The following is a 24,697-nucleotide window of genomic DNA, read 5'->3' on the forward strand; positions in this document are numbered from 1 at the left end:
TTAGTAATATTTTATTAATTGATTTTAAGTTCACTAAAATCATAAGTTTCTTCAGCACGCTCTACAAGCATTTCAATATGATTAAGGTTAAGGAATTGACGACCGCCTATATAACTTCTCATATAAAAACCTCTAGAAATGAAATTATTTACTGCAAGTGGATGTTTGATATCTTTTAAAAATAATTTTCGCATAATATATTCATCTGAATAGGGATAAGAGTATCTTTTATTTGGACCATCTTCTATTCGAAGACCAGGAGTATTTCTTACGTTTGAACAGTAAGTTAAAAGATCATTAGTTAATTTAAATACGCAATAATTATATAGAATGAATCGAACCGAATCATGGACCATAAACTCTTTATCATTAAGTTTAACTAAAGGTGCTTTGTAGTTCTCTATATATGGCTCTAATTGAGGATAGTGCTTTTTGAACAAAGAGAATACCTCAATGTCCTTATTATTTAAAAGGAAAGATTGTAAATGGTCGTTACTATTAATATAATCTATTGGGAATGTCCAATAGTAGTCATCTTCACTTTTAAAATGTCTCGCAAGTTCACTCGAACCATCAATCAATCTCTGAATTTTCTTATCCATTTTTCTCCTTTTTTATTTTCTCCAACAAAACAGATGCTGGCTCATAGGCTTTATCTGCTTTACATTTAGCAATTTCTTCTTCGCTTAATAATTTACCCTCAAATGCTTTTTTAAGAATGCTTTGGCGTAAGGCTTGGGCTTTTTCTAAACTGTCTGCAATGTCTGTTTCTACTTTATCACACACTGATAAACGACTTTCTATTTCTTGTACGATTTGGTATTGTTCTGAAACTAGTGGTAAAGAAATTGGTATTATTCTACAAGTTGTAACCTTTACATTATATTGACCAGCTGTGGCTTTTGAGGTTCCTTCTAACCAATTAATTGTTTCAGGATTTTGCAAAAAGAAGGATAAAAATTTCGACAATATTTTTTCATTTGGTCTAAAACGCACAATTGCTTGGTTAATATTAAATTCCTTTTTACAGTTTAAAGGTATCATAGAAGTTTTTCCTAAGGGTGGACCAACAATATTAATTAAGACATCTCCAGCCTTACTTATAGCTCTTTTATTTCGTGTATTATGAATTTCCTTTGTAGTATATGCTGGGTCTTTTTTATCATTCAAAGTTCCATCAAAATTTAAATTGTAAACCTTGAGGAATTGAATTTCACCATCTTTGGACAGAAATTCAGCTTTTGGTGTTGAACCAGAACTAATATCAGGCATTACTTCTCCAGTAGTTGTATTTTCCCAATCGAATTTAATTTCATTTTTATCTCTCCACTCTTTAGTCAACTCACCCTCAAAAGCCTTTTTTAAAACTGCTTGTCTATAAATAACCAATTGGTCTTGTGCTTTTTTAAGGTCTGCAATACCGCTATCTAAACTACTAAATAATTCTTCTATTTTTTTTACAATTGCTTTTTGTTCAGGGAGAGGAGCGATTCTAACAGGTAATTTTTTAAATCTCGCATGAGTTAAATTAAGACCACTATCACTACTTCCAGTTTTCATTTTATCAATGGCAAGCCAAGCTTCCTGTGTTTGCAAGAAAAAAGTCAAAAAATCAGTAGTCATTACACTTTCGTCTGGCCTGAATCGATACATCTTTCCAGAGAGAAGTAATTTTGGACGAGTTTTAATAACGGTACAAGCAATACCGCATCTATTACGAGGGCCGGCACAAGTAAGTAAAATATCGCCAGCTTTTACTTCTAAATGTGGACGAACTATTTTGTCCTCGGGAAGCTCTTTGTTTTCGTGAGCCCAGAATAAATTCTTTTGAATTGCAGTTGTTTTTAAAACCCCCCAAATGTTATCAGATGGAGATGGACTTTTTTTGCATTGTGGACTCCATCCTTGATTTATTCTTTTTCCATTTTCAAGTTTCTTGAAAATATTTTCTATATCCGTTTGAACCCAATCTTCTTTCATTATGCTGCTAGTACTTCATTGAGTTCTTTAATAATTTCATTCATTTGGTTGCCAAATAATTGGTGCATTTTTCCTTTACCGCCTTTGGCATCAAAAGGTGTATACTCTAAATCGTCTATTTCTATATGGTAACTGCTCACTACGTGGTCTTTTATCATTCGTAACCAATCTAATTGTTCTTGTGAAAAGCGATTGTGTTGTCCTGCGTTTTGCTTAAAAATCCACGTTTTAAAATTGTTTTCAATCGTTTTGTCGTAGGCTTTCAATTCGCTGTCAATACCACAAGCTCTTCTAATTAGAGAAACTAATACTGTTAATTGGTCTTTTGGTTTTTGAGACCCTTCGACTCCGCTCAGGGTGACATAGGCATCCCAAACGTAATCTGGTGCTAATAATGGTTTTTCTAATTGAAGTTTTTCCATCACGTCTTTTATCATTTTAAAGGTGATGTCTCTACGATTGTAAGGTTGATTGTAAAAAATGCTTAAGGCTTTAATTTCGTCTTTGTTTGCTTCTAAATATGCTGTGAAATCTTTTACAATTTCGGTTGCTTTATCTACAGAAGTGGATTCCCACTCACTTTTTGTAACTGTATCTATGTTTACGCTATCTATAATTTGTTCATGTTGTTTACGAACATTATCTAAATAACCATTTAACTCTCCATTAAATGTTTTGCTTGCCTCTAAAATCAACTGTTCTTGAGCTTTCTTCTTGGCTTCTTCAATTAAAGCAGGTGTTTGGTCATGCACAGGAATTTTGTCAATTTCAATTTGTGCTTTGGTTTCAATTTCATCTTGGTCGAAAGCTGTAATTAGTTCTTTGGTAATTTGTTTTAAGTTTTTACCACCAGAAAATTCTAATAATCTATCTTTTTCGGTTGACGTAATTTGTTTCTCTAAACGGATTAATCGGTTTGCTAAAGACAAAAACAAATCTTCGTCTGCAACTCCCATTGTTACTGCTCCCAATAAATCTTTCATTGGAACAGAAGGTTTACGTTCTAAAGGTCTGCTGTCTGTTTTTTTAGATTTTGTTGCACCAACTGCATCTACAATTACGAAATGCGTTTTTGTTTTCGCCGTTTTGGTTACTAATTGTAAAGAATCACTATTGATAGTTCGTGTACCACGACCTTTCATTTGTTCAAAATAGTTGATGCTTTTTACATCTCGCATAAACAATAAAACCTCTAATGGTTTTACGTCTGTTCCTGTTGCAATCATATCAACTGTAACTGCAATTCGAGGATAATAGGAATTTCTAAAACGGTTTAAAACCGATTTTGGGTCTTCCTCAATTTTGTAGGTTACTTTTTTACAAAAGTCGTTGCCTTCGTCAAATTCTTCTCGAATGATTTTTATGATATCGTCTGCGTGACTATCTGTTTTTGCAAATACTAAGGTTTTTGGAACTTCGTAATCGCCATTTTCGTCAATACGATTTGGATAAATAGTTGTTTTTAAAGCCTTTTTGTATTCACGAATGATGTTTCTAATTTGACTTGGATTGACAACTTTTTTATCTAAATCGTTGCGTTTATAGTCGGTATCTTCATCTTCTTGTTGCCAACGTTTTTTACGTGTTAGTTTATCTCGTCTATCTACAAACCAACCAGATTCAATCATTGCACCATTTTGTGAAATGTCAGTTTCAATCGTATACACATCATAAGGAACATTTACACCATCTGTTACTGATTCTTCGTAAGTATATTGGCTCACTACATTTTCATTGAAAAAACCGAAGGTTCTTTTATCTGGTGTTGCAGTTAAACCAATTAGAAAAGCATCAAAATAATCTAATACTTGTTTCCATAAATTATAAATAGAACGGTGAGCTTCATCAATGACTATAAAATCAAATTGTTCAATGGGTACTTTTGGTGTGTACTCAACAGGAACAGCTTTGTTTTTTGACATTTTGTTTTGTAGCCAAGAATTTTCATTCGGATTTTCCAATTCAGCACTTTCGTCTAATTCTTCTCCTTTTAAAATAGAGTAGAGGCGTTGTATAGTTGAAATACAAACTTGACTATCAGAAGCAATATAACTTGAAGATAAACGCTGAACATTGTACAATTCTGTAAATTTTCGGTTATCATCATTTGGCTGAAAAGTCATAAATTCCTGTTCTGCTTGTTCGCCAAGGTTTTTGGTGTCTACCAAAAACAAAATACGTTTTGCGTCTGCATGTTTTAATAATCGATACACAAAAGTTGCAGCTGTAAATGTTTTTCCAGCACCAGTTGCCATTTGAATTAATGCTTTTGGTCTGTTCTTTTTAAAAGAATGTTCTAGATTATTAACTGCTACTATTTGAGCAGGACGAAGTCCTGTAACATCTAGAGCAGGAATTGATAGCAGTCTTTTCCGTAGACTATCGCCTTTTTTTAACCAGTCTGCTATAGTTTCAGGTTTATGAAAGCTAAAAACATTTCGCCCTCTCGGTTTTGGGTCCCGATAATCTGTAAATCTTGTTATGGTTCCTGTGCTTTCATAAACGAAAGGCAAAGGGTCGTTATTTAAGTATTTTAATTTTGCGTTGGCATAGTTTGAAGATTGTTCCTCAACAACTGTAAGTCTGTGTCCTTCGTCCTCACGTTTTGCTTCTATAATTCCGACTGGTTTTCGGTTTACAAACAAAACATAGTCGGCAGGTCCAACATCCGTTTGGTATTCACGCACAGCAACTCCTTTTCCCGCAGATAAATCAACTTTCTTTTTTGACTGAACTAACCAACCAGATAATTTCAACATTTCGTCAATTTTATCACGAGCAATTTGTTCTGGATTTTGGTTTCTGATATTGGACATTCTAAAATTTAAGACTCCATTTTACACTATAAAAATAAGTTCTTGGTGTGGGGGTACTTTAATTTGAAATGCTTTATTTTAAACTTAACGCTTGGCATAACCAATTTAAGATGTTTTTCTGAGTTATGTAGGCCAAGGATTACTTTTTACCAAAAAACTTTTAAACCTTCTCTAAAATGTAAATACCTTGTCAATTCTCCTCCTTCGGTGGCGTAATCATAATATGCGCCCTATGGGTGCCCGGGTTCATTAACCACGCATGGCCAGGGGGTGTTGGAGTAGTAGGCAGACCCGTAGATTCCCCTGTGGCAAAGGGCATATAAAACACATAGCGTACATAAGGGTCTTTAATTTCCAAAGTTTCTGTATCCACAGTTCCAGAAAAGACACACAAAGTGGCTTTGTCCGGCATTTTTAGGGTCCCCGCTTTTACCTCTTCTTCCCGTTTGTCAAAAATTTCTTGGAACTCCATTCCGCTTGCTTTTAGTTCTCTTCCACGAGCCATAAATTCGTCCAAATCCTTATGGTAGGCCGCCGTGGAGAAGTTTTCATTCTTTGGGTCGTCTGCCAAACAGATATAGGTATTGTTACCTTCCCGAAGCGTTACAAAATTGCCACTTTCATCATAGCCATACACTTTGGCGCCTTCCCTATATTCCGCTGGGGCGGCCATCACAGCTGTTTTTATTTGCCACTCCTTGGATGGGATGTCCTGGGCAGTGAGGATCATACAGATAAATAGAAGGGGAAGGGTGGTGATTGTTCTTTGTACTATCATGTTTTTTGATTTGAACTTAAATGTAGGGATTTTAGATGAAAAATGTACTTGTTTTGAGGTTGTTCTCGACTCTGCTTGCCTGCAGGTATGGTTAGGCTCGAACGGACAACATGAATTTGGAAACAATTATTTTCTGTCCTTTTCTTCATTTTGGCTTGACCCAAAACGAAGCAAAAACTCAAGAAGGTTTCTGGGAAATTTTTATTCACTTCCTGAATAAAACTGCTGCTAAATCCATATTGCATACTCTTTTTCGCTTTGTGAAACGTACTTCCATTGGATTTACAGCGATTTCTTGAAAACCTTCCCTAAACCACTCAGATGGGCATAAAGTTATAAACGATGGGTTTAATGTTTGGGGTTCTTCTCTGAAGGATAGATGGCGAAAGCATAGAGGTGTCTGAGTGGTTGCAAAGCAACTGTATCGAAGGCACCTTCTCCAAACAGTTAATCGAAGATTTTTTTAGATAGTTTCGGTAATATATTCTGCTCATTAGTAATTAATGCCTCTTTTTTTCTTCTACTCCAACCCTGAATTTGTTTTTCCCTATAAAAAGCTTCATCTATTCTTTGATGTTCTTCTGCATAAACTAATTTCACAGGTAGCCTTTTCTTAGTATGATTTGCACCTTCTCCATTTTGATGTTGTTTTACTCTCAGTTCTAAATCTTTGGTGCTACCGGTATAGTAGCTACCATCAGAACATTCTAGAATGTAAACAAATCCTTTCATTATTATTTAATTCCTGTCATTTCGGTACAATTCTCTTCAAGAATCACTCAATGACCAATTGCATTTTGGTGTCTTAGTAGTTGCAAAGCAACTGTATCGAAGACACCTCTATTGTTGTTTCCGGTCATTTCGGTACGATTCTCTTCAAGAATCACTCAATGACCCGTTGTATTTGGGTGTCTGAGTGGTTGCAAAGCAACTGTATCGAAGACACCTTCTCCAAACAGTTAATCGAAGATTTTTTTAGATAGTTTCGGTAATATATTCTGCTCATTAGTAATTAATGCCTCTTTTTTTCTTCTACTCCAACCCTGAATTTGTTTTTCCCTATAAAAAGCTTCATCTATTCTTTGATGTTCTTCTGCATAAACTAATTTCACAGGTAGCCTTTTCTTAGTATGATTTGCACCTTCTCCATTTTGATGTTGTTTTACTCTCAGTTCTAAATCTTTGGTGCTACCGGTATAGTAGCTACCATCAGAACATTCTAGAATGTAAACAAATCCTTTCATTATTATTTAATTCCTGTCATTTCGCTACGATTCTCTTTGAGAATCACTCAATGACCAATTGCATTTTAGTGTCTGAGTGGTTGCAAAGCCACTGTATCGAAGACACCTCTGTTGTTGTTTCCGATCATTTCGGTACGATTCTCTTTGAGAATCACTCAATGACCAATTGCATTTTGGTGTCTGAGTGGTTGCAAAGCAACTGTATCGAAGACACCTCTGTTTTTGTTTCCGGTCATTTCGGTACAATTCTCTTTGAGAATCACTCAATGCCCCGTTTTATTTAGGTGTCCGAGTGGTTGCAAAGCAACTGTATCGAAGACACCTCTATTGTTGTTTCCGTCATTTCGGTACAATTCTCTTCAAGAATCACTCAATGACCAATTGCATTTTGGTGCCTGAGTGGTTGCAAAGCAATTGTATCGAAGACACCTCTGTTCAATCAATATTTAGCACTTTTTCCATTGGATAATGTGCGTTTTATAAAATCCCGTATGTCCTCATTGGCCGTTTTTAGGTCTTCTTTGCGCAAGTACATCATATGTCCGCTTCTATAGCCCTTAAAACTAAAACGGTCTTTCATTCTTCCACTTGGGTCTACTTGCCACATAAGGTATTTGGCATTGATATAGGTAGTTGCCCCATCATAATAACCCGATTGTACCAATACATTTAAATATGGGTTCTGGGCCATGGCCTGGCGCAAGTTCTCACGGGTATTTTCATCGGAATTGTCCCATGGATGCACAGGCCCAAACATATTATACTTTATATCTGTCTTAAAATTAAGTTCTTCCTGTAGATAATAATTAATGGCCGGGGTAAAGCTATGTAACCATGAGGTTAGTTCCGCACTATAATCTGGCCTCATCCCTGCCAATTGTTTGTCTATACCCAAGTACCTAGAGTCTAACCTACCCACATTGTATCCACCTTTGTCCTTAAGCAAGTTTTTCCAAAAGTACTGAGTGGGCACACTTAAGTTTTGGTCCAGAATTTCTTGTTTGGACAGGCCGGAGTAGTACGCCATTTTTTCGGCCACCGAATTTTTTTCGGTTTCCCCAATAAATCCACCTTTGGCCAAAGCAGGAATCAAGGTATTTATGGTATACTCTTCGGATTCTGGAAGAATTTCCAAAAGGTCCTTTTGTTGCAATGCGGACGGCAATGCTTTATGGTGCCAAGCAGCCGCAGTATAATAGGGAAGGTTAATGGCCTCTGCTACCGGACCTGTATTTCTAATGATTTTATAATCTGCCGGGGAAACCAGAATCACCCCATTGAGGTACATCCATTGATTGTTTTGCAAAGCTAGGGAGAGACCCATTACGCGAGGGCCACCATAACTTTCCCCAATGATATATTTTGGGGACCTCCAACGGTTGTTTCTGGTAACAAAAGTGTTGAGCCATTCCGCTAGGTATTTAATATCGGCATTGATACCAAAGAATTTTTTACGGTCCACTTCATCCCCAGTTTCTGGAATAGTACGGGAATAGCCCGTATTGGCAGGATTTACATAGACAATATCCGCAACGTCCAATACAGAGTAGGGATTTTCTTTTATACCATAGGGCTGTACAGGATAGCCCTCGTCATCAATCTTAAGAATTCTTGGTCCCGTGTAGGCCAAGTGCATCCATACACTCCCAGAACCGGGTCCGCCATTAAAAGAGATCAAAAGGGGTCTTGCGGCTCTGTCTTTTATGCTATTTCTTGTATAGTAGGTATAGTGAAGGGTAGCTATGGGTTTGCCCAACTCATCCCACACAGGTTGGGTGCCAGTGGCCGCAGTATAAGAAAAAGTGGTTCCATTAACGGTTACACTGTGCTGGGTGGTGACGGTAGTGTCTACCGGAATGGTTCTGCTCTGTGAGAAACCGGAGATACTGAAACCTAAAAAGAAAAGAATAGGTAGGTGTAGTTTTTTTGTCATAATTAGTCGGTTTTTGATTTAAACTTAAAAGTAGGAATTTAGAATGAGAGTAAACACCCAATACTTTTTCATTTTAGGGGAAAGATTTATATTAAGATATTCTTAACAGTAAACCCTGTTATTTAAAAAGTCTAGTTTCCTAATTTTATGTACTTTAGGAAGTAAATAGTAAAACCAACCTTGAAAAACTATAACCATGGAAAAAATCAATCGAAGAGATTTTAATTCAAAAATGACAAGGGGAGTGGCAGCGGCCTCCGTCTTGGGAAGTATGCCCTTGGCTTGTGCCATGGGAGCCTCAAGACAAAAAAAGAAATTGGGGTACGCCCTTGTGGGATTGGGTTCTTATAGTACCCACCAATTGGCCCCAGCATTACAGGACGCACAACATTGTTATTTAGCGGGTATTGTGACAGGAACCCCGGACAAAGAGAAAATTTGGATGGACAAATATGGCATTCCAAAAGAGAATGTCTATAACTATGATAATTTTGATGACATTGCCAAAAATCCAGATATTGATATCGTGTATGTGGTACTGCCAAACTCCATGCATGCAGAATTCTGCATTAGGGCCGCAAAAGCGGGCAAACATGTGGTCTGTGAAAAACCAATGGCCATAAATGCCGAGGAATGTAATGCCATTATTGATGCCTGTGATAAGGCTGGTGTAAAATTGGGAATGGGATATAGATTACAATCGGAGCCCTATACCCAAGAAATTCAGAAATACGTTAGAGAAAAAACGTTCGGGGATGTACGATATATTTCGGCTGAAGCAGGGTACCATTCTGCCAGTAATCCGGACCAATGGAGATTGAACAAAAAGCTATCCGGAAGCGGCGCCTTGGGAAATATGGGGGTGTATGCCATACAAGCCGTAATTTATGGTACGGGTGAAAATCCTATTTCGGTGACCGCACAGGAATTCAGTACCCGACCAGAATATTTTAAGGATACAGACGAGACCATAACGGCACAATTTGAATTCCCTAGCGGAGCCATTGGAAACATAATGACCTCCCATAACATTAGTAGTAATAAATTTCTTGCCAATTGTTCTGATGGGTGGTATGGACTTGATCCCGCAACGGGATATGGCCCTTTAAAAGGGGAAACATCCAAGGGAATCATAGAATTCCCACATGAAAGTCAGCAAAAATTACAAATGGATGATTTTGCCCAACATGTATTGACAGGAGCACCCCACAGAGCTCCAGGAGAAATGGGACTCAGGGATGTAATGATCATGGAAGCCATAGTAAAGTCCATAGCGGAGGGCAATAGAAAAGTGGCCTTGAATTTTGAGCCTGGTTTTGGATTTGGAGAATAGTTTTCTATTTATCACATTAGCCTAACATTTATTTTACATCTTAACACTGAGTTAATTCAAGATTAATTCAATCAATATATTCAGTTAATGAAATCATAAGGTTGTTCAGGTAGTTTTGGGATACTAATAAGAACCTAAAAACTATTTGAAAGATGATTTCTAAAAAATTATTATTGAGTGTACTGTGCTTTTCCGTTATGGGAACCATTTTTATAAGTTGTGATGCTGAGGACGGTGTAGATGGCCGTGACGGTATTGATGGAGTTGACGGAGTTGACGGTGTGGATGGGGTAGATGGCGAGGATGGTGCGGACCTAACCGTAGCTGAAATGGATCCACTTACTGGCTCCATTGTTTCTAATGATGTGTTTGAATTAAAAGGTGGTTTTTCCGGAACTGCGGAACTGCAAATGATTCTAACATCTGCAGACATTTTACCAACGGACACCACTTTTGTATACGGATCATATATGGATGGTGCAGCTCTATATCCATACAATGACGGTTCTGGTACGTTTGCTTTTATCAATAACCTAGAGGCAGATTATTCAATTGCCAGAATTAGAATGAATGCAGATCTACAACCGATGGAGGGTGATTATATTGTAAACTCTACCGCAACCGCTTTTACTGCAATGTGTTCAGGTTCTTCTATCAATGTTGAAGAACATGGTTTTGGACCTCTTTATCTTTCTGGAGGGGAATGGGGAGGAAATGCCAAAGGCGTTTTCAAAGTAAATCCTTTCCGTTCTTCTGATGATAGGGTAGAAGCTGATAGACTTCCCGCTCTTGGTGAGTGGTCAACGGAGAATGCTGTAGCTATTGGTAAAGATGCATTTCCAGGACAGACTGTCGTTTTCATGGGGGATGACCATAGTGATAATATATATCCACAAGCTCACTTCGGAATGTACGTTGGCACATTGGGTGATTTATACGGTGGTGATCTCTATGTACTTAGAGGTAAGAACCCAACCGAAACCGCTATTGGCGGTGGGGGTCAATTATTTGAAATGGGAATGGCCGAAGATATTGAATACGATGTAGAATGGGTAAAAGTGACAGAAAGAACAATTGACGAATTAAACCAAGAAGCAATCGATTCATTGGCTATTGGTTTCCAAAGAATTGAAGATATTGATTGGAGAAGAGGTTCTGCAGAAGCTAACCGTGAAGTATATTTTAATGCAACTGGTAGAATTCGTTCAGATAATCCTGATTTAAACAATAGGGGTACAGGTTTTGGCCGTGTTTACAAGTTGGTACTTGACCCAACTGATCCTACTGCTGATGCCAAATTAACAGTTGTTGTAGATGGCGATTTAGAAGGTGGAAAGGGTGATGGCATGCATTCTCCTGATAATATCTTGGTCACTTCGAATTATGCCTACATTCAAGAAGATCCCAATGGTTATGCTGATCTTAACCCAGAGATTACGGGTTATGCCAAGCTTTGGCAATTGGATTTAAACACAGGTACTTTTGTAGAGGTTCTGGAATGTAACCAAACTGTTGCATCAGGAATGGATATAGGTAATACTGACAGTATGTGGGAAATAACAGGTTTAATTGATGTTACTGATATCATTGGTGCTTCTGAGCCTACTTTTATAGGTGGCGCACAGGTTCATGGGTGGAGACCTGGCACTAACCCTGCTACAGCACAAAGGGCGGATGGAAAACTTTTTGTAGACCCCACAGCTATTGATGAAGGTTCTGCAACAATGGAAGGTTCCTTCTTGTTCAAACTCACTGGTCTTCCAAGATAGTTTTGTAAGTAAGTTTAACATTAAAAGGTTCCCATTTCTGGATGGGAGCCTTTTTGCTTAAAATTCCATCAACACATATGAATGCCTTAAAATATATTTCTCTCATCCTTCTTTTTTCATTGGTCATAGCCTCCTGTAGAGAGCACGAAAAACCAAAGACAATTAGTGCCAATACAGAATCCATGTTCAATGAGGACATTCGGCAGTATTATTTTAAAACCTTGGATAGTGCTGCATACTTCATTCAAAAACTGGACACAGCAAATACATTGGAAATAAACAAAAAGTATTTTCTAAAAAGTAGGGAGTGGTACAAACGTGCAGAACCCATGTTGATTGCATATGATTATGAAAATTACCTTTCTCTGAATGCTCCCAATTTATTAAAAGTGGAAATGGAGGATTTTACGGACATTAAAAAAATAAAGCCAAAAAGTTATCAGGTATTGGAAGAGCTTTTGTATTCCACGGAAGAAATATTCCAAAAAGATCTTCATTTGGTCTTGGAATATTTAAAGGTTAGAATCCCATATATTAGAAAAAATCACATTCTCTACACACAAAGGGACCGTCATCATTTAAAAATGATCAGGGATGCCATTGTAAATATAGCGACTAAGGGAATTACGGGCTTTGACTCCCCTATGTTGGCCAATTCCCTAATCGAAGCCATTTATAACTATGAATCCATTCAAGAAGTTTTAAGTTTTTATAAAAGTGAATTTAAAGACAAAACTCTATACGATGAGTGGACCAATGAAATCAATAAAACCATAAAAACATTCAAAAATCAGGAATTTGATAGCTTTGACAGGTACGGTTTCATAAAAGACCATACCAACACCCAATTAGCACTGGTAGATGCCACAGCTTCCGATTGGGGAATTGAGTTAAACAAATCCAGGGCACTAGATCCCAAAGCCATTAACTTATTTTCCAAAAATTTTTTCAATATGAAAATGTTCTCCTTGCAGGGTTCTCCATCAATTTCGGAAGAAAGGGTAGAGTTGGGGCGAACACTTTTTAATGATAAGGGACTTTCCCGCACGGGAACCATTAGCTGTGCCACTTGTCATATTCGTGAAAGGGCATTTACAGATGGTCGTAGAAAAGCAATGGGCAATGATGGGAAGGATTTGCAACGGAATACTCCAACACTTGCCTATGCCGTTTATCAAAAAACATTCTTCTATGATGGTAGGGGAGATGGCCTAGAGGGCCAAATTGTATCCGTTGTGAACAACGAAAACGAATTCCATATGGATTTAAAGGCCATAGAGGAAAAAATAAGGACGAATCCTGATTATATAGAACCATTTAACAAGTTGTATGATGGGGAAATAACCAATATGAATGTTAGAAACGCCATAGCGACCTACATAAGAAGTTTAACGCCTTTTGATTCTAAATTTGACCGTAATATGCAAGGCTTGGAAGAATCCTTGACCAAGGAAGAGATATTGGGCTTTAACCTATTTATGGGTAAAGCGGCTTGTGCTACTTGTCATTTTCCTCCTGCGTTTTTTGGAACCGTTCCTCCAAAATATGATGAAACGGAATTTGAAAATCTAGGTTTAACCAAAAACACTGATTTTGAACACCCTATTTTGGATGACGACCCAGGTCTTTACCATCCATATGAAGTGGAAGAGAAACGTCATTTTTTTAAGACATCTACCGTTAGAAATATTGAGGTAACAGGACCCTATATGCACAATGGGGCTTTTGGGACTTTAGAAGAGGTAATGGATTTTTACAACAAAGGTGGAGGTCAAGGAATGGGACTGGATGTTCCTTACCAAACACTGCCACCGGATTCATTGGAATTGAGCAAGAAAGAAATTAGATCTATTATTTCTTTTATGAAGACGTTAACGGATAAGGAATACGAGCAAATCTAAAATTTCTCGAACACTCCCAATCCGAATAGGGCAAAGTCATACTTAACAGGGTCGTTTGGGTCTAAAAGACGAAGGTTGGTGTCCAATTCCGCCAAGGCTTTGGCATCGTTCTGTTTGCGTTTTAGCAATCCCAATTTTCTGGCTACGTTTCCGGAGTGAACGTCCAATGGGCATGATAGTTGGCTTGGTTGGATTTTTTTCCATAAGCCAAAATCCACACCTGTTAAATTATCACGAACCATCCATCGTAAAAACATATTGATGCGTTTTGCGGCAGAGCCTTTGTTTGGGTCAGAAACATGCTTTGTGGTTCTTGTTGGGTGCGGAATTTCAAAAAAAGTCTTTTTGAATAGGGAAATGGCATTCTGCATGGATCTTGTTTCGCCATGGGATGCAAATACCTGTTCTAGTCCACCATGGCTTTCATAAATGTTCCTAAGGCTTTTGATGAAGTATTTTAAATCCTCAGCATTGAAGGTTCTATGGACAAAACCATTAAAAGATTCTAAATCATTTTTAGTATGCTTCAACACAAAATCATAGGGAGCATTGTCCAGTAGTTGCATTAAACTTTGTGCATTGTTAATGATGCTCTTTCTATTTCCCCAAGCAATGGTCGCCGTTAAAAAAGCACTGATTTCCACATCCTCCTTTTTTGTGAACAAATGGGGTATCTGTAATGGGTCACTTTCCAAAAATTTTGGATTGTTGTACTGGACCACTTTGGCATCCAAAAATTCTTTTAATTCAGTTTTGTTCATTCTATGGGAATGTCTAAAAGCCTTGCAAAAAGCATAGGAAGAAACAATACGGTATTATAGGCTGCATGCAGTAGAATGGACCAAAGAAGTCCTAGCTTAACACGTATATACCCTAAAAAAACACCAATTACAATTTGTGGGGCCACCAATAATGGAGCAAGCAACAGTACCTGCGGGTTAAATTCAAAATTAGAAATGTGAATCACCCCAAATAGGATGGCAGAAATATAAAAAGCATATTTAAAATAAGGAGAATTTTTAAAGAAAACCAAAGGGCCCCTAAACAAGGTTTCCTCAATAACGGGAGCCGCAATGCTTACCAAAATAAAGATTAGAAAAATGGATTTATCAAAAAGTTCTTCAGTGGCATGCTCTCCCAGTTCCATACTGAAAAAATGCGTTATTAAACCTGTACACATCGTTAAGACAATACCAATTGCCAGACACCAAAAAAGGGAAGAAAAAAATATTCTGTTCTTATACCTAGATGAACCTTTTGAATAATTAGCGTAAACAGGGTTTTTTACAAAACCCCAAATTTTTTTCAGCATATCAACTGGTTATAAGTCCGTCCACCATGGTTAGTTTCCTATCGGCCATATTGGCAAGCTCCCCATTATGGGTCACAATAACGAAAGTTTGTCCAAATTCATCCCTTAACTTAAAGAAAAGTTGGTGCAGGTTATCGGCACTTTCCGAATCTAAATTTCCACTTGGTTCATCGGCAAAAATAATGGAAGGGTTATTTATTAATGCTCTGGCAACGGCAACCCGTTGTTGTTCCCCTCCCGAAAGAGCATTCGGCTTATGGTCATATCTAGAGGACAATCCCAAAAAATCAAGAAGCTCCTTTGCTTTCTTCTCTGCTTCCGCACGTGGAGTTTTCTTAATAAAGGCAGGAATGCAAACATTCTCCAAAGCAGTAAATTCTGGTAACAATTGATGGAACTGAAAAATAAAGCCAATATGTTCATTTCTAAACTTGGCCAAAGCTTTATCAGATAAATTTACCACATCAATATCATTGATCATTAGTGTACTATCCTGCTTGTTGGATTGTACATCCAAAGTTCCCAAAATTTGCAACAAAGTGGTTTTGCCTGCTCCAGAAGCACCCACAATGGATACCACTTCTCCTTTTTTTATTTGTAAATCAACTCCCTTTAGTACTTGGAGCTCCCCATAATATTTTTGAATATTACTGGCCTGTATCATTAAATTATAATTTCTGGATGAAAGTAAACATAAGTACAGACATGGCAAAAATTAATGATATAAGTACTTTAATGTGTATTTTTGATTTCTTGTCATTTTTCAAGAACAAATACTACAATACATGTCATATAGAAATTTAGAAGAATATAATATTGAGGTGACCAATGAGGTAAAAGAGCGCTATTCTAAAATCATTGATGAAATAGGAGAGGACACTTCCAGGGAAGGCTTGGTAAAGACACCAGAGAGAGCGGCCAAAGCAATGCAATTTTTAACGCAAGGATATGACCAAGACCCTGTAGAAATATTAAAAGGAGCCATGTTTGCAGAAAGTTATGACGACATGGTCATTATTAAAGATATTGAACTGTATTCCCTTTGTGAGCACCATATGTTGCCTTTTTTTGGAAAGGCCCATGTTGCCTACATTCCCAATGGCCATATTGTTGGATTAAGCAAAATACCCCGTGTTGTTGATGTTTTTGCCAGAAGGTTGCAAGTGCAAGAACGATTGACACATGATATATTGGAATGCTTAAATGATACCCTTAAACCCAAAGGAGTAGCGGTAGTAATTGAGGCTTCCCACATGTGCATGATGATGCGAGGTGTACAAAAACAAAATTCAGTGACCACCACATCTGGATTTAGAGGACAATTTGAAAAAATTGAAACTAGAAACGAGTTTTTAAAATTGGTGAGTTCCAATTTATCGTAATCCTTATTTTGGCATCTTTATTGTTTCCTTGCAATAGAATATTTAAATTAGAAACATGTCTAAACTAAAAGATAAAAAAATACGGAACCTTTTTTTGGGGTTGCTTTTTGATGCCCTTGGAATGCTGTCCTTTGCAATACCGGGAATAGGAGAGTTTTCCGATATTATATGGGCACCTTTGGCTGCTTGGTTAATGACCAGAATGTACAAGGGAAAAATAGGACAAGCAGCTGGGCTTGTCACCTTTGTTGAGGAATTGATTCCCGGATTGGATATAATTCCTTCTTTTACAATTATGTGGTTGTACACCTATATTTTTAAAGGAAGTAAAAGCAAAAAAGGAAAAATCATTGATGTAGATTAAAAAATGAAACACCCATCGTATGGATGGATGTTTCATTTTACTAGTTTATAAAGGCACGCTTATACCAATATTGATGTTTCTACCAATATTGGATATTCCATCAGTTTTTAGTCTGGATAAGTGCGATATATAATTTGTATCAAAAATATTATTGCCACTAATACGGACATTCATTTTTTGATTGAAAAGAGTTAATTCACCGCCCAACCCTAAATTTAATAGATTGTAGCCCTCTGTTTCACTCTCAAAGGCACTTGTGTTGTTTTGATTGAAAACAGAGTTTAAGGCGATAAAAGCATATCCATTATTAAAACAACCTTCGTTTTTGGAGCTGAACTCAATTCTTAAGGTGTTGTTCAATTTATTTGCGGGAATCAAAGGCAGATATTCCTCATTGTCCAATTGTCCAATAACCATTTCATAACTACTTTGTACGTGCAACCAATCTAAAGGATGCGGGTGTAAGTGAAACCCAATTTCTCCACCATATAGTTTTGCATCTTGTTGATTGTATGCAAATACAGCGTCTTCATTAATAAATTCACCATTGGGTTCAATAAAAATAAAATCCTGTATGTTGTTATAGAAGCCATTAATAAAAAATTCTATGTGTTCCGCCTTATATTCCAGACCAATATCTGTTTGAACATTCTTTTCATTGTTAAGGTCAGGATTACCAACCTCATATCTATTGGTTCCTTCATGAGAGCCATTGGAGGTGAGTTCTGCTAAATTGGGAGCCCTAAATCCAGAAGCAAGGTTAATTCTTGTGATAAGGTTCTTGCCAAGGTTGAATTTATAACCAAGGGCCGCATTGAAACTTTTATACGTATTGCTTAGTTCAGGAATATAGCCTTCTTCTGTTTCCAAGCCCATTTCATCACCATCAATAGATCTATGGTCATACCGCAATCCAAATTGAACATCGCTATTGTTTAGATGTAAATGGGAGGTTACAAGAATACCCATGTCATTTGTAACGGCATCAGGGATTAATAGTTCCTCACCAAAATTTTTGTTTTTCTGGTGCATTCCCTGAACTCCAACAATGGTTTCCCAATTCCCAAACTTGGGCAAATGATAAAGTAGGTTATAGCTTAAAGTAGACAGTTCCATATGCAATGCTGGACCTTCTTCTTCATGGTGTACTTCACCTTCCTCTTCCTCTTCTTCATGGTGCTCTTCAAATTCTTTCCTATTATTAAAAGTATAGCCAATCGTGGCTTCCAAACTAGAATTGTTAAAGAACAAACTACTTTTAGAACTTAGAATATGATTCCCTATTTCTTGATAGGGCATGTCCGGAGTACGTTCTTTGGTTTGCTCGCCAACTTCCTCAGGAATACCCAAATCGGAATTATTAAAGTTATAGCGCAGTTCCGTTTTAAAATTGGAAACTTGGTACCCCACCCCTGTTTTAATGTCATATTCCTTAAACCTTGTATTGGTAACTCTGGAATCATCACCTGTATTGTAATCCACATGGGATGCTAAACTACCACGAACCAAAAACTTAAAAGAATCACTGGAAGTTTTAAAACCTGCATTTGTACTTACCCCTTCCGTGTTGGTATAATAATCCATACTTAAATCTCCTTCTGTGTTCTTGGGTGAGGTAAATTTCTCAGGATTTATATAAAGAACACCGCCCAATGCATCCGAACCATAGAGTAGGGAAGCTGGACCTTTTATGACTTCGATACTCTCAATTCCAGCATCATTTATACCTAGACCATGCTCATCTCCAAACTGTTGGTTTTCTAAACGAACCCCTTGACTGTACACCAATACCCTGTTGGAGCTTAAGCCTCGAATAACGGGCTTTCCTATACCCATACCTGTGGATACACTTTCCACACCTGGAATTGAGGTTATTCCTTGCGCCAAAGTTGTGGACCCCAAAGTTTTAAGGTCTGCAGCTTTTACAGTTTCTACCTTCATAACATTTTCGCTTTGGAGCTTGTGAAAGGGAGTGGATAAAATAACTTCTTCCATTTCAATGGCGCTTGGGTACAATTGAATATCCAAAACATTGGCGCCCGTATCAATTAAAATAGGTTTGGAATAGGTTTGATACCCCAAATAGGATATCACCAGATTGTACGTTCCAACAGGCAAATCGCCAAAGGAATATTTTCCTTCTTCGTTTGTGACCACTCCTTTTTCCAATTGTGGAAAATATACAGCAACTTGCTCTAGAGGCTCTTTACTATATGTATCTAAAATAGTACCGGTCAATGTATTTTGTGAATAACAAAAAATAATAGGTAAAAACATCATTGCAAAAAACAATGAATAAAATAGTTTACTCATAACTAAAATTTAAATTAAAAAAAGATTTTCTTTCTATATAGTTATGAAAGTGATGGAGGCCCTCTTAAGGAAAAATGTAGTTTTTGATATTTACTTAGAAAAGTATACTTATCGTTGATTTCCTCTTTTATTATTCTTGGAGGAAGGATTGAATATTCCTGTAATTCTGGATAAAATTCTGGGGTTAAATTGAATTTGTGAAAATCACAATCAAGCTCAGATTCATGCAAATGTATGGTGCCAAGATTTTTACATTCTATTTCCTGATGCTCAAAAAGAGCATGTGAAATTTTGATAACAGAGGGTAAGAATAAAGCCCCAGTCAAAAGGAGTACCAGTACAGAAGCTAAAATTTTCTTTACACGATTCATTCTCTATAAAAACCTTTTTAATCCGAGGCGAGCGAGCATTTTCTTTTCAAAATTCCAAAAAAATTGAAATTGCCCAAATAACCATCCAAAAGCAACCAATAAAACTTGGTAGATAGGAAAAATCAATAAAATACGAGCTATCCAATAAACCCATGCATTGGATGTCTCCCTTTCCAAACCAATGAATTCAGTCAATGGGGCCGCCAATTTTGCAGCTGTGGAACCAGTGACCGCGAAGACAATAAAAATAATAATAATTTGAAAATTTGATTTAATTCCCCAACGTTGCTTTAACTTCTCCATTAACTAGTTTGTCAACACAAATATACCGCTTAAATTCTAGGAATAAAAGGGCCGAGTCTCTGATTGTATTTGCGTTGAAAGTATATGAAATAATTATATAATTGGTAATTCACCTCGTATCCATAATCAATATTGGGTTCGTAATTTATTTGCAACTCATACAAGTTTGGATCAAACCTGCTGGGCTGTAAAACTCGTCTATTCCATTCCTGTACAAAAATAATATTTCTATTCTCAAGAAAAGATTGTGAGTAGTAACCTTCTGGCCTTGCTATGCTTTGCAACCACGTATAGAACCCAGGGTCTATTATGGTTATTTCATATTCAGTCTCCTCGTTCCCAATCGTTAAATCATCCCCTTCTTCCTGATCAAAAATTGCTTTTTCCTGGTCAGAGACAATTACAGATTTATTGGTGCTTTTACAGCTTAAAAAAGCCAATAAGAGCAAGAAAGATATTGATTTGATTGTTTTCATGATAAGAAGATACAAAAAAAGCCATTTGATTGTTCAAATGGCTTCTTAATATATGTTAAAAGAATTTATCTTCCTCCAAAAAGTCCTCCTAGAAGACCTCCAAGACCGCCTTTCTTTTTGTTTCCTCCGAGTACCATTCCGGCAACATCATCCAAAACACTTCCATCACCATCAGCATCAATCAATCTTTCAATAAGGCTTTGGTTTTCCTGAGGCTGTCCACCAAGAACACTTCCCAATAAAGTATTTAAACCATTGGCATCACTAACATTGCTCTGTGCTTTTTGTCTTCCCAAAAACCCCATTACTATAGGAGCAGCTATTTTAAGAATATTGGCAATTGAACCTGCATCCAAACCAGATTTTTGGCTTAATGCATTTTCCACATTTACCTGCTTGTTTCCAAATACATGACCCAAAATTCCGGCACCATCATCCATAACAGATTGATCTACACCACCTCCAAACAATCCACCTAGATTGTCCAAAATACTACCATCATGCTTAGAAGAAAGGGCATTCATTAAACCCTCAGCTCCCTGTGGAGACGAGGCATTTCTTTTCATTGCTCCCATTAAAAGGGGCATGGCCATGCTCAATACATCGGCCGTCTTATTTTCTGGTTGTCCAGTTTGACCTGCTACACCTTGAATTAATTGTTTGCCCATTGGGCTACTTAGTAAATCTAATAATCCTGACATTTTATATTTAATTAGTTAATGTTTCGTAATGTATTAAAAATAACTCATTGTAATATGTATTTAACCTAAATAATTACTTCAATAGAGTTATGATTTTATTAGCAAGTTCTATGCCAATTCTTTCTTGTGCTTCTTTTGTAGCGGCACCTATATGAGGGGTTAATGAAATTTGTGGATGCATTAAAATTTTTATTTCAGGATTTGGTTCAGATTCATATACATCCAGTGCCGCAAAGGATACCTTATTTTGATCTAGAGCATCTACCAAAGCTACTTCGTCCAATACACCTCCACGAGCGGCATTGATTATACCAACACCATCTTTCATAGATTCAAATTCCTTTTTTCCAATAACATACTCTTTCTGGGCGGGCACGTGTACGGTAATAAAATCTGACATCTTTAGAACTTCATCTTTTGATGAGCTTTCCAATGGAAAAGAAACTAACTGTCCATCAAAAAAGGGAACTTCTATAGTAGTTTCCTCCAAAAAGGGATCAAAGTAAATAACCTTCATTCCCACGCCAAGGGCAATTTTAGCCGTTGCCTGGCCGATGCGACCAAAACCAATTACCCCTAATGTTTTTCCTCTCAATTCTATACCTTTGGCATATGCCTTTTTTAACGCCTTAAATTTACTGTCACCATCCAAAGGCATAATTCTATTGGAATCATACAAATAACGGACTCCACCAAACAAATGGGCAAACACCAATTCTGCCACAGATTCAGATGAGGCTCCAGGGGTGTTAATGACTTGAAGCCCTTTTTCTATTGCATAGTCAACATCTATATTGTCCATGCCCACTCCTCCTCGGCCAATAAGCTTTAGGGTAGGGCAGTTGTCTATTATATCTTTTCTAACTTTTGTGGCACTACGGACAAGAAGAGCATCAATTTCATTTTTATTGATATAACTCACCAATTGTTCTTGGGCAACTTTGGTGGTGATAACACTAAACCCTCCATTTTCCAAAGCAGCTATACCAGATTGGGCTATTCCGTCGTTTGCTAATACTTTCATATAAGATTAAATTATGCTTTTCTTTCCAATTCGCTCATGACATCTACCAGTGTGCCAACACTCTCAAGAGATAAGGCATTGTACATAGAAGCTCTATATCCGCCAACAGAACGGTGGCCATTTACACCACTTATTCCGGCTTCTTTCCACATAGCATCAAATCTTTCTTTTAATGAATCATCTGTAAGATTAAAAGTTGCATTCATGTTGGAACGGTCTTCTTTGGCGGCAAAGCCCTTGAACAATGGATTCAATTCTATTTCAGAATAAATTAACCGTGCTTTTTTCTCATTTAGTTCCTCAATAGCAGCAATTCCTCCTAAGTCCTTAAGCCATTGTAAGGTTAACATAGAGACGTATACTGGAAAAACAGGTGGTGTATTAAACATGCTGTCCTTGCTTATATGTACTTTATAATCCAACATAGAAGGTATTTGGCGACTAACTTTTCCAAGGATGTCCTCTTTTACAACTACCAAGGTAGTCCCAGCCGGACCCATGTTTTTTTGTGCTCCGGCATAGATAAGATCAAACTGGGAAAAATCCATTTGTCTTGAGAAAATATCTGAGCTCATATCACAAACCACAGAAACATTGGTTTTTGGGAATTCCTTTATTTGAGTTCCAAATATGGTATTGTTGGATGTTAAATGTAAATAGTCCAAATCATCTGGAATAGTATATCCCTTAGGTATATAATTAAAATTTTTGTCTTCTGATGAGGCCAGTTCTATAACTTCTCCAAATAGCTTAGCCTCTTTGATTGCCTTTGCGCTCCATGCTCCTGTATTTACATATCCCGCCTTGGTTTCCAGTAAGTTATATGCGGCCATAAGGAATTCCATACTAGCGCCTCCTTGCAAAAAAAGAGCTTGGTATCCTTTGTTTTCTAATCCCATAAGTTCCAGCACCAACGATCTCGCCCTATCCATAATAGCAACAAACTCGGTACTTCTATGTGAGATTTCTATTAAGGAAAGCCCAATACCATCAAGTTCTATAACTGCCTCCGCAGCTTTTCTCATTACTTCTTGTGGCAGAATACATGGACCTGCACTAAAATTATGTTTTTTCATTTGATTCGTTTTAGTGGAATAAAATTAAGCAGCTAAAGGTCATAAAATAAGTTGAAATTTCATGGGCAAAACACAACAATTTCTGTTATGTTCTTAACAAGAATTCAACAGTGTCCACCCCATCGGCATAATCGTTTAGGGAAGGCGTTTGTGTTTGCCCAAAGGGAATTTCAGTTTTCAATATACCATTGCCTACAATGCATTGTAACTTTTCTTTATCCGATTCCAACAAATTCATTAAATTTTCCATAGAATCATATGGTTCATAAAACACAGTGCCAATCGGCGAAGCATAGCTCTTATTCTCTTTGAGCAATAGGAAGCCATTGTCCAATATTTTAAACTCGCTCATTAAATACACTGCTTTATTATAATCATAGTTATTGGAATACTTAACCCCTTCAATAATTGTTTTATAGGGGTAAATCGCCTTAAAAAAAGCATCAAAATTGTAACCAACAGGGACAAAAAGTTTTGAAACGCTGCGGCAACCAAGACCAAAGTACCTAAAAATATCTTCTCCCAAAGCATGTAATTGTTCGGCACTTTCCTTACCTGTTAAAATAGCAACAGAGTTTCTATTTCTTCTGATAATGTTTGGTTTACCACCAAAATAATGCTCAAAATAGCGTGCCGTATTGTTACTACCCGTTGCAATAACGCAGTCATAGTTTTGCAATTGACCTTCCACAAAAACTATTGCCTTTTTAAATGAGGGTTCTATGTGTACAAGATATTTTGCCAAAAAGGGTAGGAGCACATTGTCATTGGTTGATGCTTTGATCAATATGTTGTTACCTGTGATTAGTGTGGATAGAAAATCATGAAAGCCTACCAAAGGAATGTTTCCCGCCATAATAATGGCAACTTGTTTTGGGCTAATTGTGGTTAAATCATATTCTTTTAACCAATTATTTATGTTGCTTTCGGTTAACTGACGCCCCCAGTTTTCTAAGCTAAAAAGAACATTTTCTCTTGTGTGCCAACCATTTTTATGGCCAGAAAGGTCAATTTTAGCGTTAAACTCTGGGAACCAGTGTTCGTTAATTCCTACTAAATCTATAGGTTTTTTAGAATATTCACAAAATTCTCGTAGAAACGTTCCAAGTTTAACAAAAGCTTTTGATCTAAGAGCGACGTCGGTCATTATATTTGTACAAAATTTTTATTGAGATTACCTTTGTACAAAAGTACGCATTTAGAAAAAGAAGATTATGGCAATTATAATAACAGATGAATGTATTAATTGTGGGGCTTGTGAACCAGAATGTCCAAATACGGCAATCTATGAAGGAGCTGATGAATGGCGTTATGCTGATGGAACTTCGCTGGAAGGAGATGTGGTATTGCCTAATGGCAAGGAAGTAAATGCCGATGATGCGCAAGAACCTATTAGTGATGAGATTTATTATATTTCACCTGATAAGTGTACAGAATGCATGGGCTTCCATGAAGAACCCCAGTGTGCCGCAGTATGCCCTGTGGATTGTTGTGTTCCAGATGACGACCACGTAGAATCTGAAGAGGTGCTATTGGGGAAACAGCGTTTTATGCACCCAGAATAGAACTAATTAGTTTACTAATAAAAAATGCCACCTCAAAAGGTGGCATTTTTATTTAC

24 protein-coding genes are annotated in these 24,697 nt (G+C 37.1%); 6 read left to right on the forward strand and 18 right to left on the reverse strand.

What is annotated here, in order from left to right:
• Positions 1–14 precede the first annotated feature (14 nt).
• From GGR42_RS00920 to GGR42_RS00950, 7 genes are all read right to left on the reverse strand, one after another.
• Positions 15–602, reverse strand: a complete 588-nt coding sequence (locus GGR42_RS00920) for a hypothetical protein (RefSeq protein ID WP_167959928.1) — start codon at positions 600–602, stop codon at positions 15–17.
• Entirely contained in the window at positions 595–1,980 is a 1,386-nt protein-coding gene (locus GGR42_RS00925) for a restriction endonuclease subunit S (RefSeq protein WP_167959930.1), read from the reverse strand. The genes GGR42_RS00920 and GGR42_RS00925 overlap by 8 nt, the downstream gene beginning before the upstream one ends.
• Positions 1,980–4,796 (reverse strand): type I restriction endonuclease subunit R, encoded by a 2,817-nt coding sequence (locus GGR42_RS00930; protein WP_167959932.1) that lies wholly within the window; start codon positions 4,794–4,796, stop codon positions 1,980–1,982. The genes GGR42_RS00925 and GGR42_RS00930 overlap by 1 nt, the downstream gene beginning before the upstream one ends.
• A 190-nt stretch (positions 4,797–4,986) precedes the next feature.
• On the reverse strand, positions 4,987–5,574 hold the full coding sequence (locus tag GGR42_RS00935; protein WP_245201367.1) for a hypothetical protein: 588 nt from the start codon (positions 5,572–5,574) through the stop codon (positions 4,987–4,989).
• A gap of 447 nt (positions 5,575–6,021) precedes the next feature.
• Positions 6,022–6,306, reverse strand: coding sequence for a GIY-YIG nuclease family protein (locus GGR42_RS00940; protein WP_167959934.1), 285 nt, complete (start codon positions 6,304–6,306; stop codon positions 6,022–6,024).
• 227 nt (positions 6,307–6,533) lie between these two features.
• Entirely contained in the window at positions 6,534–6,818 is a 285-nt protein-coding gene (locus tag GGR42_RS00945) for a GIY-YIG nuclease family protein (protein WP_167959934.1), read from the reverse strand.
• 439 nt (positions 6,819–7,257) lie between these two features.
• Positions 7,258–8,751, reverse strand: coding sequence for a S10 family peptidase (locus tag GGR42_RS00950; RefSeq protein ID WP_167959936.1), 1,494 nt, complete (start codon positions 8,749–8,751; stop codon positions 7,258–7,260).
• 196 nt (positions 8,752–8,947) lie between these two features.
• Between GGR42_RS00950 and GGR42_RS00955 the strand changes: the two genes are divergently transcribed.
• The 3 genes from GGR42_RS00955 (at position 8,948) to GGR42_RS00965 (ending at position 13,754) form a co-directional block, all read left to right on the forward strand.
• Positions 8,948–10,084, forward strand: a complete 1,137-nt coding sequence (locus GGR42_RS00955; protein ID WP_167959938.1) for a Gfo/Idh/MocA family protein — start codon at positions 8,948–8,950, stop codon at positions 10,082–10,084.
• Positions 10,085–10,236: 152 nt separating this feature from the next.
• Positions 10,237–11,853 carry a PhoX family protein gene (locus tag GGR42_RS00960; protein ID WP_167959940.1) on the forward strand — a complete coding sequence of 539 codons (1,617 nt, stop codon included), beginning with the start codon at positions 10,237–10,239 and terminating at the stop codon, positions 11,851–11,853.
• A gap of 77 nt (positions 11,854–11,930) precedes the next feature.
• Entirely contained in the window at positions 11,931–13,754 is a 1,824-nt protein-coding gene (locus tag GGR42_RS00965; RefSeq protein ID WP_167959942.1) for a cytochrome-c peroxidase, read from the forward strand.
• On the opposite strand, the gene GGR42_RS00970 is transcribed toward GGR42_RS00965, so the two are convergent.
• Genes GGR42_RS00970 through GGR42_RS00980 form a run of 3 tightly spaced genes read right to left on the reverse strand, consistent with a single transcriptional unit; the run spans position 13,751 to position 15,730 of the window.
• The gene (locus GGR42_RS00970) at positions 13,751–14,515 is read right to left on the reverse strand and encodes a TIGR02757 family protein (protein ID WP_167959944.1); all 765 of its coding nucleotides are present in this window, start codon (positions 14,513–14,515) and stop codon (positions 13,751–13,753) included. The two genes, GGR42_RS00965 and GGR42_RS00970, sit on opposite strands and share 4 nt — an antisense overlap.
• Positions 14,512–15,066, reverse strand: a complete 555-nt coding sequence (locus tag GGR42_RS00975; protein WP_167959946.1) for a CPBP family intramembrane glutamic endopeptidase — start codon at positions 15,064–15,066, stop codon at positions 14,512–14,514. Before GGR42_RS00975 ends, GGR42_RS00970 begins: the two co-directional genes overlap by 4 nt.
• 1 nt (position 15,067) lies before the next feature.
• Positions 15,068–15,730: an ABC transporter ATP-binding protein gene (locus GGR42_RS00980; RefSeq protein ID WP_167959948.1), complete on the reverse strand. Its 663-nt coding sequence runs from the start codon at positions 15,728–15,730 to the stop codon at positions 15,068–15,070.
• A 121-nt stretch (positions 15,731–15,851) separates the two neighbouring features.
• Here GGR42_RS00980 and folE point away from each other — a divergent pair, with 121 nt between their 5' ends.
• Both folE and GGR42_RS00990 read left to right on the forward strand, forming a co-directional pair.
• The gene (folE, locus tag GGR42_RS00985) at positions 15,852–16,448 is read left to right on the forward strand and encodes a GTP cyclohydrolase I FolE (protein ID WP_167959950.1); all 597 of its coding nucleotides are present in this window, start codon (positions 15,852–15,854) and stop codon (positions 16,446–16,448) included.
• Between the two features lie 55 nt (positions 16,449–16,503).
• The gene (locus GGR42_RS00990) at positions 16,504–16,812 is read left to right on the forward strand and encodes a hypothetical protein (RefSeq protein WP_167959951.1); all 309 of its coding nucleotides are present in this window, start codon (positions 16,504–16,506) and stop codon (positions 16,810–16,812) included.
• Between the two features lie 45 nt (positions 16,813–16,857).
• On the opposite strand, the gene GGR42_RS00995 is transcribed toward GGR42_RS00990, so the two are convergent.
• The 8 genes from GGR42_RS00995 to GGR42_RS01030 all read right to left on the reverse strand — a co-directional run bounded on the left by GGR42_RS00995 (position 16,858) and on the right by GGR42_RS01030 (position 24,223).
• On the reverse strand, positions 16,858–19,125 hold the full coding sequence (locus tag GGR42_RS00995; RefSeq protein WP_167959953.1) for a TonB-dependent receptor: 2,268 nt from the start codon (positions 19,123–19,125) through the stop codon (positions 16,858–16,860).
• A gap of 41 nt (positions 19,126–19,166) precedes the next feature.
• Positions 19,167–19,496 (reverse strand): hypothetical protein, encoded by a 330-nt coding sequence (locus GGR42_RS01000; protein ID WP_167959955.1) that lies wholly within the window; start codon positions 19,494–19,496, stop codon positions 19,167–19,169.
• Positions 19,497–19,499: 3 nt separating this feature from the next.
• Entirely contained in the window at positions 19,500–19,799 is a 300-nt protein-coding gene (locus GGR42_RS01005; RefSeq protein WP_167959957.1) for a DUF6787 family protein, read from the reverse strand.
• Between the two features lie 29 nt (positions 19,800–19,828).
• Positions 19,829–20,275: a DUF6146 family protein gene (locus tag GGR42_RS01010; RefSeq protein WP_167959959.1), complete on the reverse strand. Its 447-nt coding sequence runs from the start codon at positions 20,273–20,275 to the stop codon at positions 19,829–19,831.
• 65 nt (positions 20,276–20,340) lie between these two features.
• Positions 20,341–20,976, reverse strand: coding sequence for a DUF937 domain-containing protein (locus tag GGR42_RS01015; protein ID WP_167959961.1), 636 nt, complete (start codon positions 20,974–20,976; stop codon positions 20,341–20,343).
• 73 nt (positions 20,977–21,049) lie between these two features.
• A complete protein-coding gene (locus GGR42_RS01020; RefSeq protein ID WP_167959963.1) occupies positions 21,050–22,000 on the reverse strand; it encodes a D-2-hydroxyacid dehydrogenase in 951 nt (316 codons plus the stop codon).
• Positions 22,001–22,011: 11 nt separating this feature from the next.
• On the reverse strand, positions 22,012–23,076 hold the full coding sequence (serC, locus tag GGR42_RS01025) for a 3-phosphoserine/phosphohydroxythreonine transaminase (RefSeq protein ID WP_167959965.1): 1,065 nt from the start codon (positions 23,074–23,076) through the stop codon (positions 22,012–22,014).
• Positions 23,077–23,161: 85 nt separating this feature from the next.
• Positions 23,162–24,223: an acyl-CoA reductase gene (locus GGR42_RS01030; RefSeq protein WP_167959967.1), complete on the reverse strand. Its 1,062-nt coding sequence runs from the start codon at positions 24,221–24,223 to the stop codon at positions 23,162–23,164.
• A gap of 67 nt (positions 24,224–24,290) precedes the next feature.
• Here GGR42_RS01030 and GGR42_RS01035 point away from each other — a divergent pair, with 67 nt between their 5' ends.
• The gene (locus tag GGR42_RS01035; protein WP_167959969.1) at positions 24,291–24,641 is read left to right on the forward strand and encodes a 4Fe-4S dicluster domain-containing protein; all 351 of its coding nucleotides are present in this window, start codon (positions 24,291–24,293) and stop codon (positions 24,639–24,641) included.
• The last annotated feature ends 56 nt before the right edge of the window (positions 24,642–24,697 follow it).

It is taken from the genome of Saonia flava, assembly GCF_011927795.1.
Lineage (GTDB): Bacteria > Bacteroidota > Bacteroidia > Flavobacteriales > Flavobacteriaceae > Saonia > Saonia flava.

What these genes read in the sequence shown, in the direction of transcription:
- GGR42_RS00920 (WP_167959928.1), bottom strand. Translation starts at nt 602, where the DNA reads ATGGATAAGAAAATTCAGAGATTGATTGATGGTTCGAGTGAACTTGCG.
- GGR42_RS00925 (WP_167959930.1), bottom strand. Translation starts at nt 1,980, where the DNA reads ATGAAAGAAGATTGGGTTCAAACGGATATAGAAAATATTTTCAAGAAA.
- GGR42_RS00930 (WP_167959932.1), bottom strand. Translation starts at nt 4,796, where the DNA reads ATGTCCAATATCAGAAACCAAAATCCAGAACAAATTGCTCGTGATAAA.
- GGR42_RS00935 (WP_245201367.1), bottom strand. Translation starts at nt 5,574, where the DNA reads ATGATAGTACAAAGAACAATCACCACCCTTCCCCTTCTATTTATCTGT.
- GGR42_RS00940 (WP_167959934.1), bottom strand. Translation starts at nt 6,306, where the DNA reads ATGAAAGGATTTGTTTACATTCTAGAATGTTCTGATGGTAGCTACTAT.
- GGR42_RS00945 (WP_167959934.1), bottom strand. Translation starts at nt 6,818, where the DNA reads ATGAAAGGATTTGTTTACATTCTAGAATGTTCTGATGGTAGCTACTAT.
- GGR42_RS00950 (WP_167959936.1), bottom strand. Translation starts at nt 8,751, where the DNA reads ATGACAAAAAAACTACACCTACCTATTCTTTTCTTTTTAGGTTTCAGT.
- GGR42_RS00955 (WP_167959938.1), top strand. Translation starts at nt 8,948, where the DNA reads ATGGAAAAAATCAATCGAAGAGATTTTAATTCAAAAATGACAAGGGGA.
- GGR42_RS00960 (WP_167959940.1), top strand. Translation starts at nt 10,237, where the DNA reads ATGATTTCTAAAAAATTATTATTGAGTGTACTGTGCTTTTCCGTTATG.
- GGR42_RS00965 (WP_167959942.1), top strand. Translation starts at nt 11,931, where the DNA reads ATGAATGCCTTAAAATATATTTCTCTCATCCTTCTTTTTTCATTGGTC.
- GGR42_RS00970 (WP_167959944.1), bottom strand. Translation starts at nt 14,515, where the DNA reads ATGAACAAAACTGAATTAAAAGAATTTTTGGATGCCAAAGTGGTCCAG.
- GGR42_RS00975 (WP_167959946.1), bottom strand. Translation starts at nt 15,066, where the DNA reads ATGCTGAAAAAAATTTGGGGTTTTGTAAAAAACCCTGTTTACGCTAAT.
- GGR42_RS00980 (WP_167959948.1), bottom strand. Translation starts at nt 15,730, where the DNA reads ATGATACAGGCCAGTAATATTCAAAAATATTATGGGGAGCTCCAAGTA.
- folE (WP_167959950.1), top strand. Translation starts at nt 15,852, where the DNA reads ATGTCATATAGAAATTTAGAAGAATATAATATTGAGGTGACCAATGAG.
- GGR42_RS00990 (WP_167959951.1), top strand. Translation starts at nt 16,504, where the DNA reads ATGTCTAAACTAAAAGATAAAAAAATACGGAACCTTTTTTTGGGGTTG.
- GGR42_RS00995 (WP_167959953.1), bottom strand. Translation starts at nt 19,125, where the DNA reads ATGAGTAAACTATTTTATTCATTGTTTTTTGCAATGATGTTTTTACCT.
- GGR42_RS01000 (WP_167959955.1), bottom strand. Translation starts at nt 19,496, where the DNA reads ATGAATCGTGTAAAGAAAATTTTAGCTTCTGTACTGGTACTCCTTTTG.
- GGR42_RS01005 (WP_167959957.1), bottom strand. Translation starts at nt 19,799, where the DNA reads ATGGAGAAGTTAAAGCAACGTTGGGGAATTAAATCAAATTTTCAAATT.
- GGR42_RS01010 (WP_167959959.1), bottom strand. Translation starts at nt 20,275, where the DNA reads ATGAAAACAATCAAATCAATATCTTTCTTGCTCTTATTGGCTTTTTTA.
- GGR42_RS01015 (WP_167959961.1), bottom strand. Translation starts at nt 20,976, where the DNA reads ATGTCAGGATTATTAGATTTACTAAGTAGCCCAATGGGCAAACAATTA.
- GGR42_RS01020 (WP_167959963.1), bottom strand. Translation starts at nt 22,000, where the DNA reads ATGAAAGTATTAGCAAACGACGGAATAGCCCAATCTGGTATAGCTGCT.
- serC (WP_167959965.1), bottom strand. Translation starts at nt 23,076, where the DNA reads ATGAAAAAACATAATTTTAGTGCAGGTCCATGTATTCTGCCACAAGAA.
- GGR42_RS01030 (WP_167959967.1), bottom strand. Translation starts at nt 24,223, where the DNA reads ATGACCGACGTCGCTCTTAGATCAAAAGCTTTTGTTAAACTTGGAACG.
- GGR42_RS01035 (WP_167959969.1), top strand. Translation starts at nt 24,291, where the DNA reads ATGGCAATTATAATAACAGATGAATGTATTAATTGTGGGGCTTGTGAA.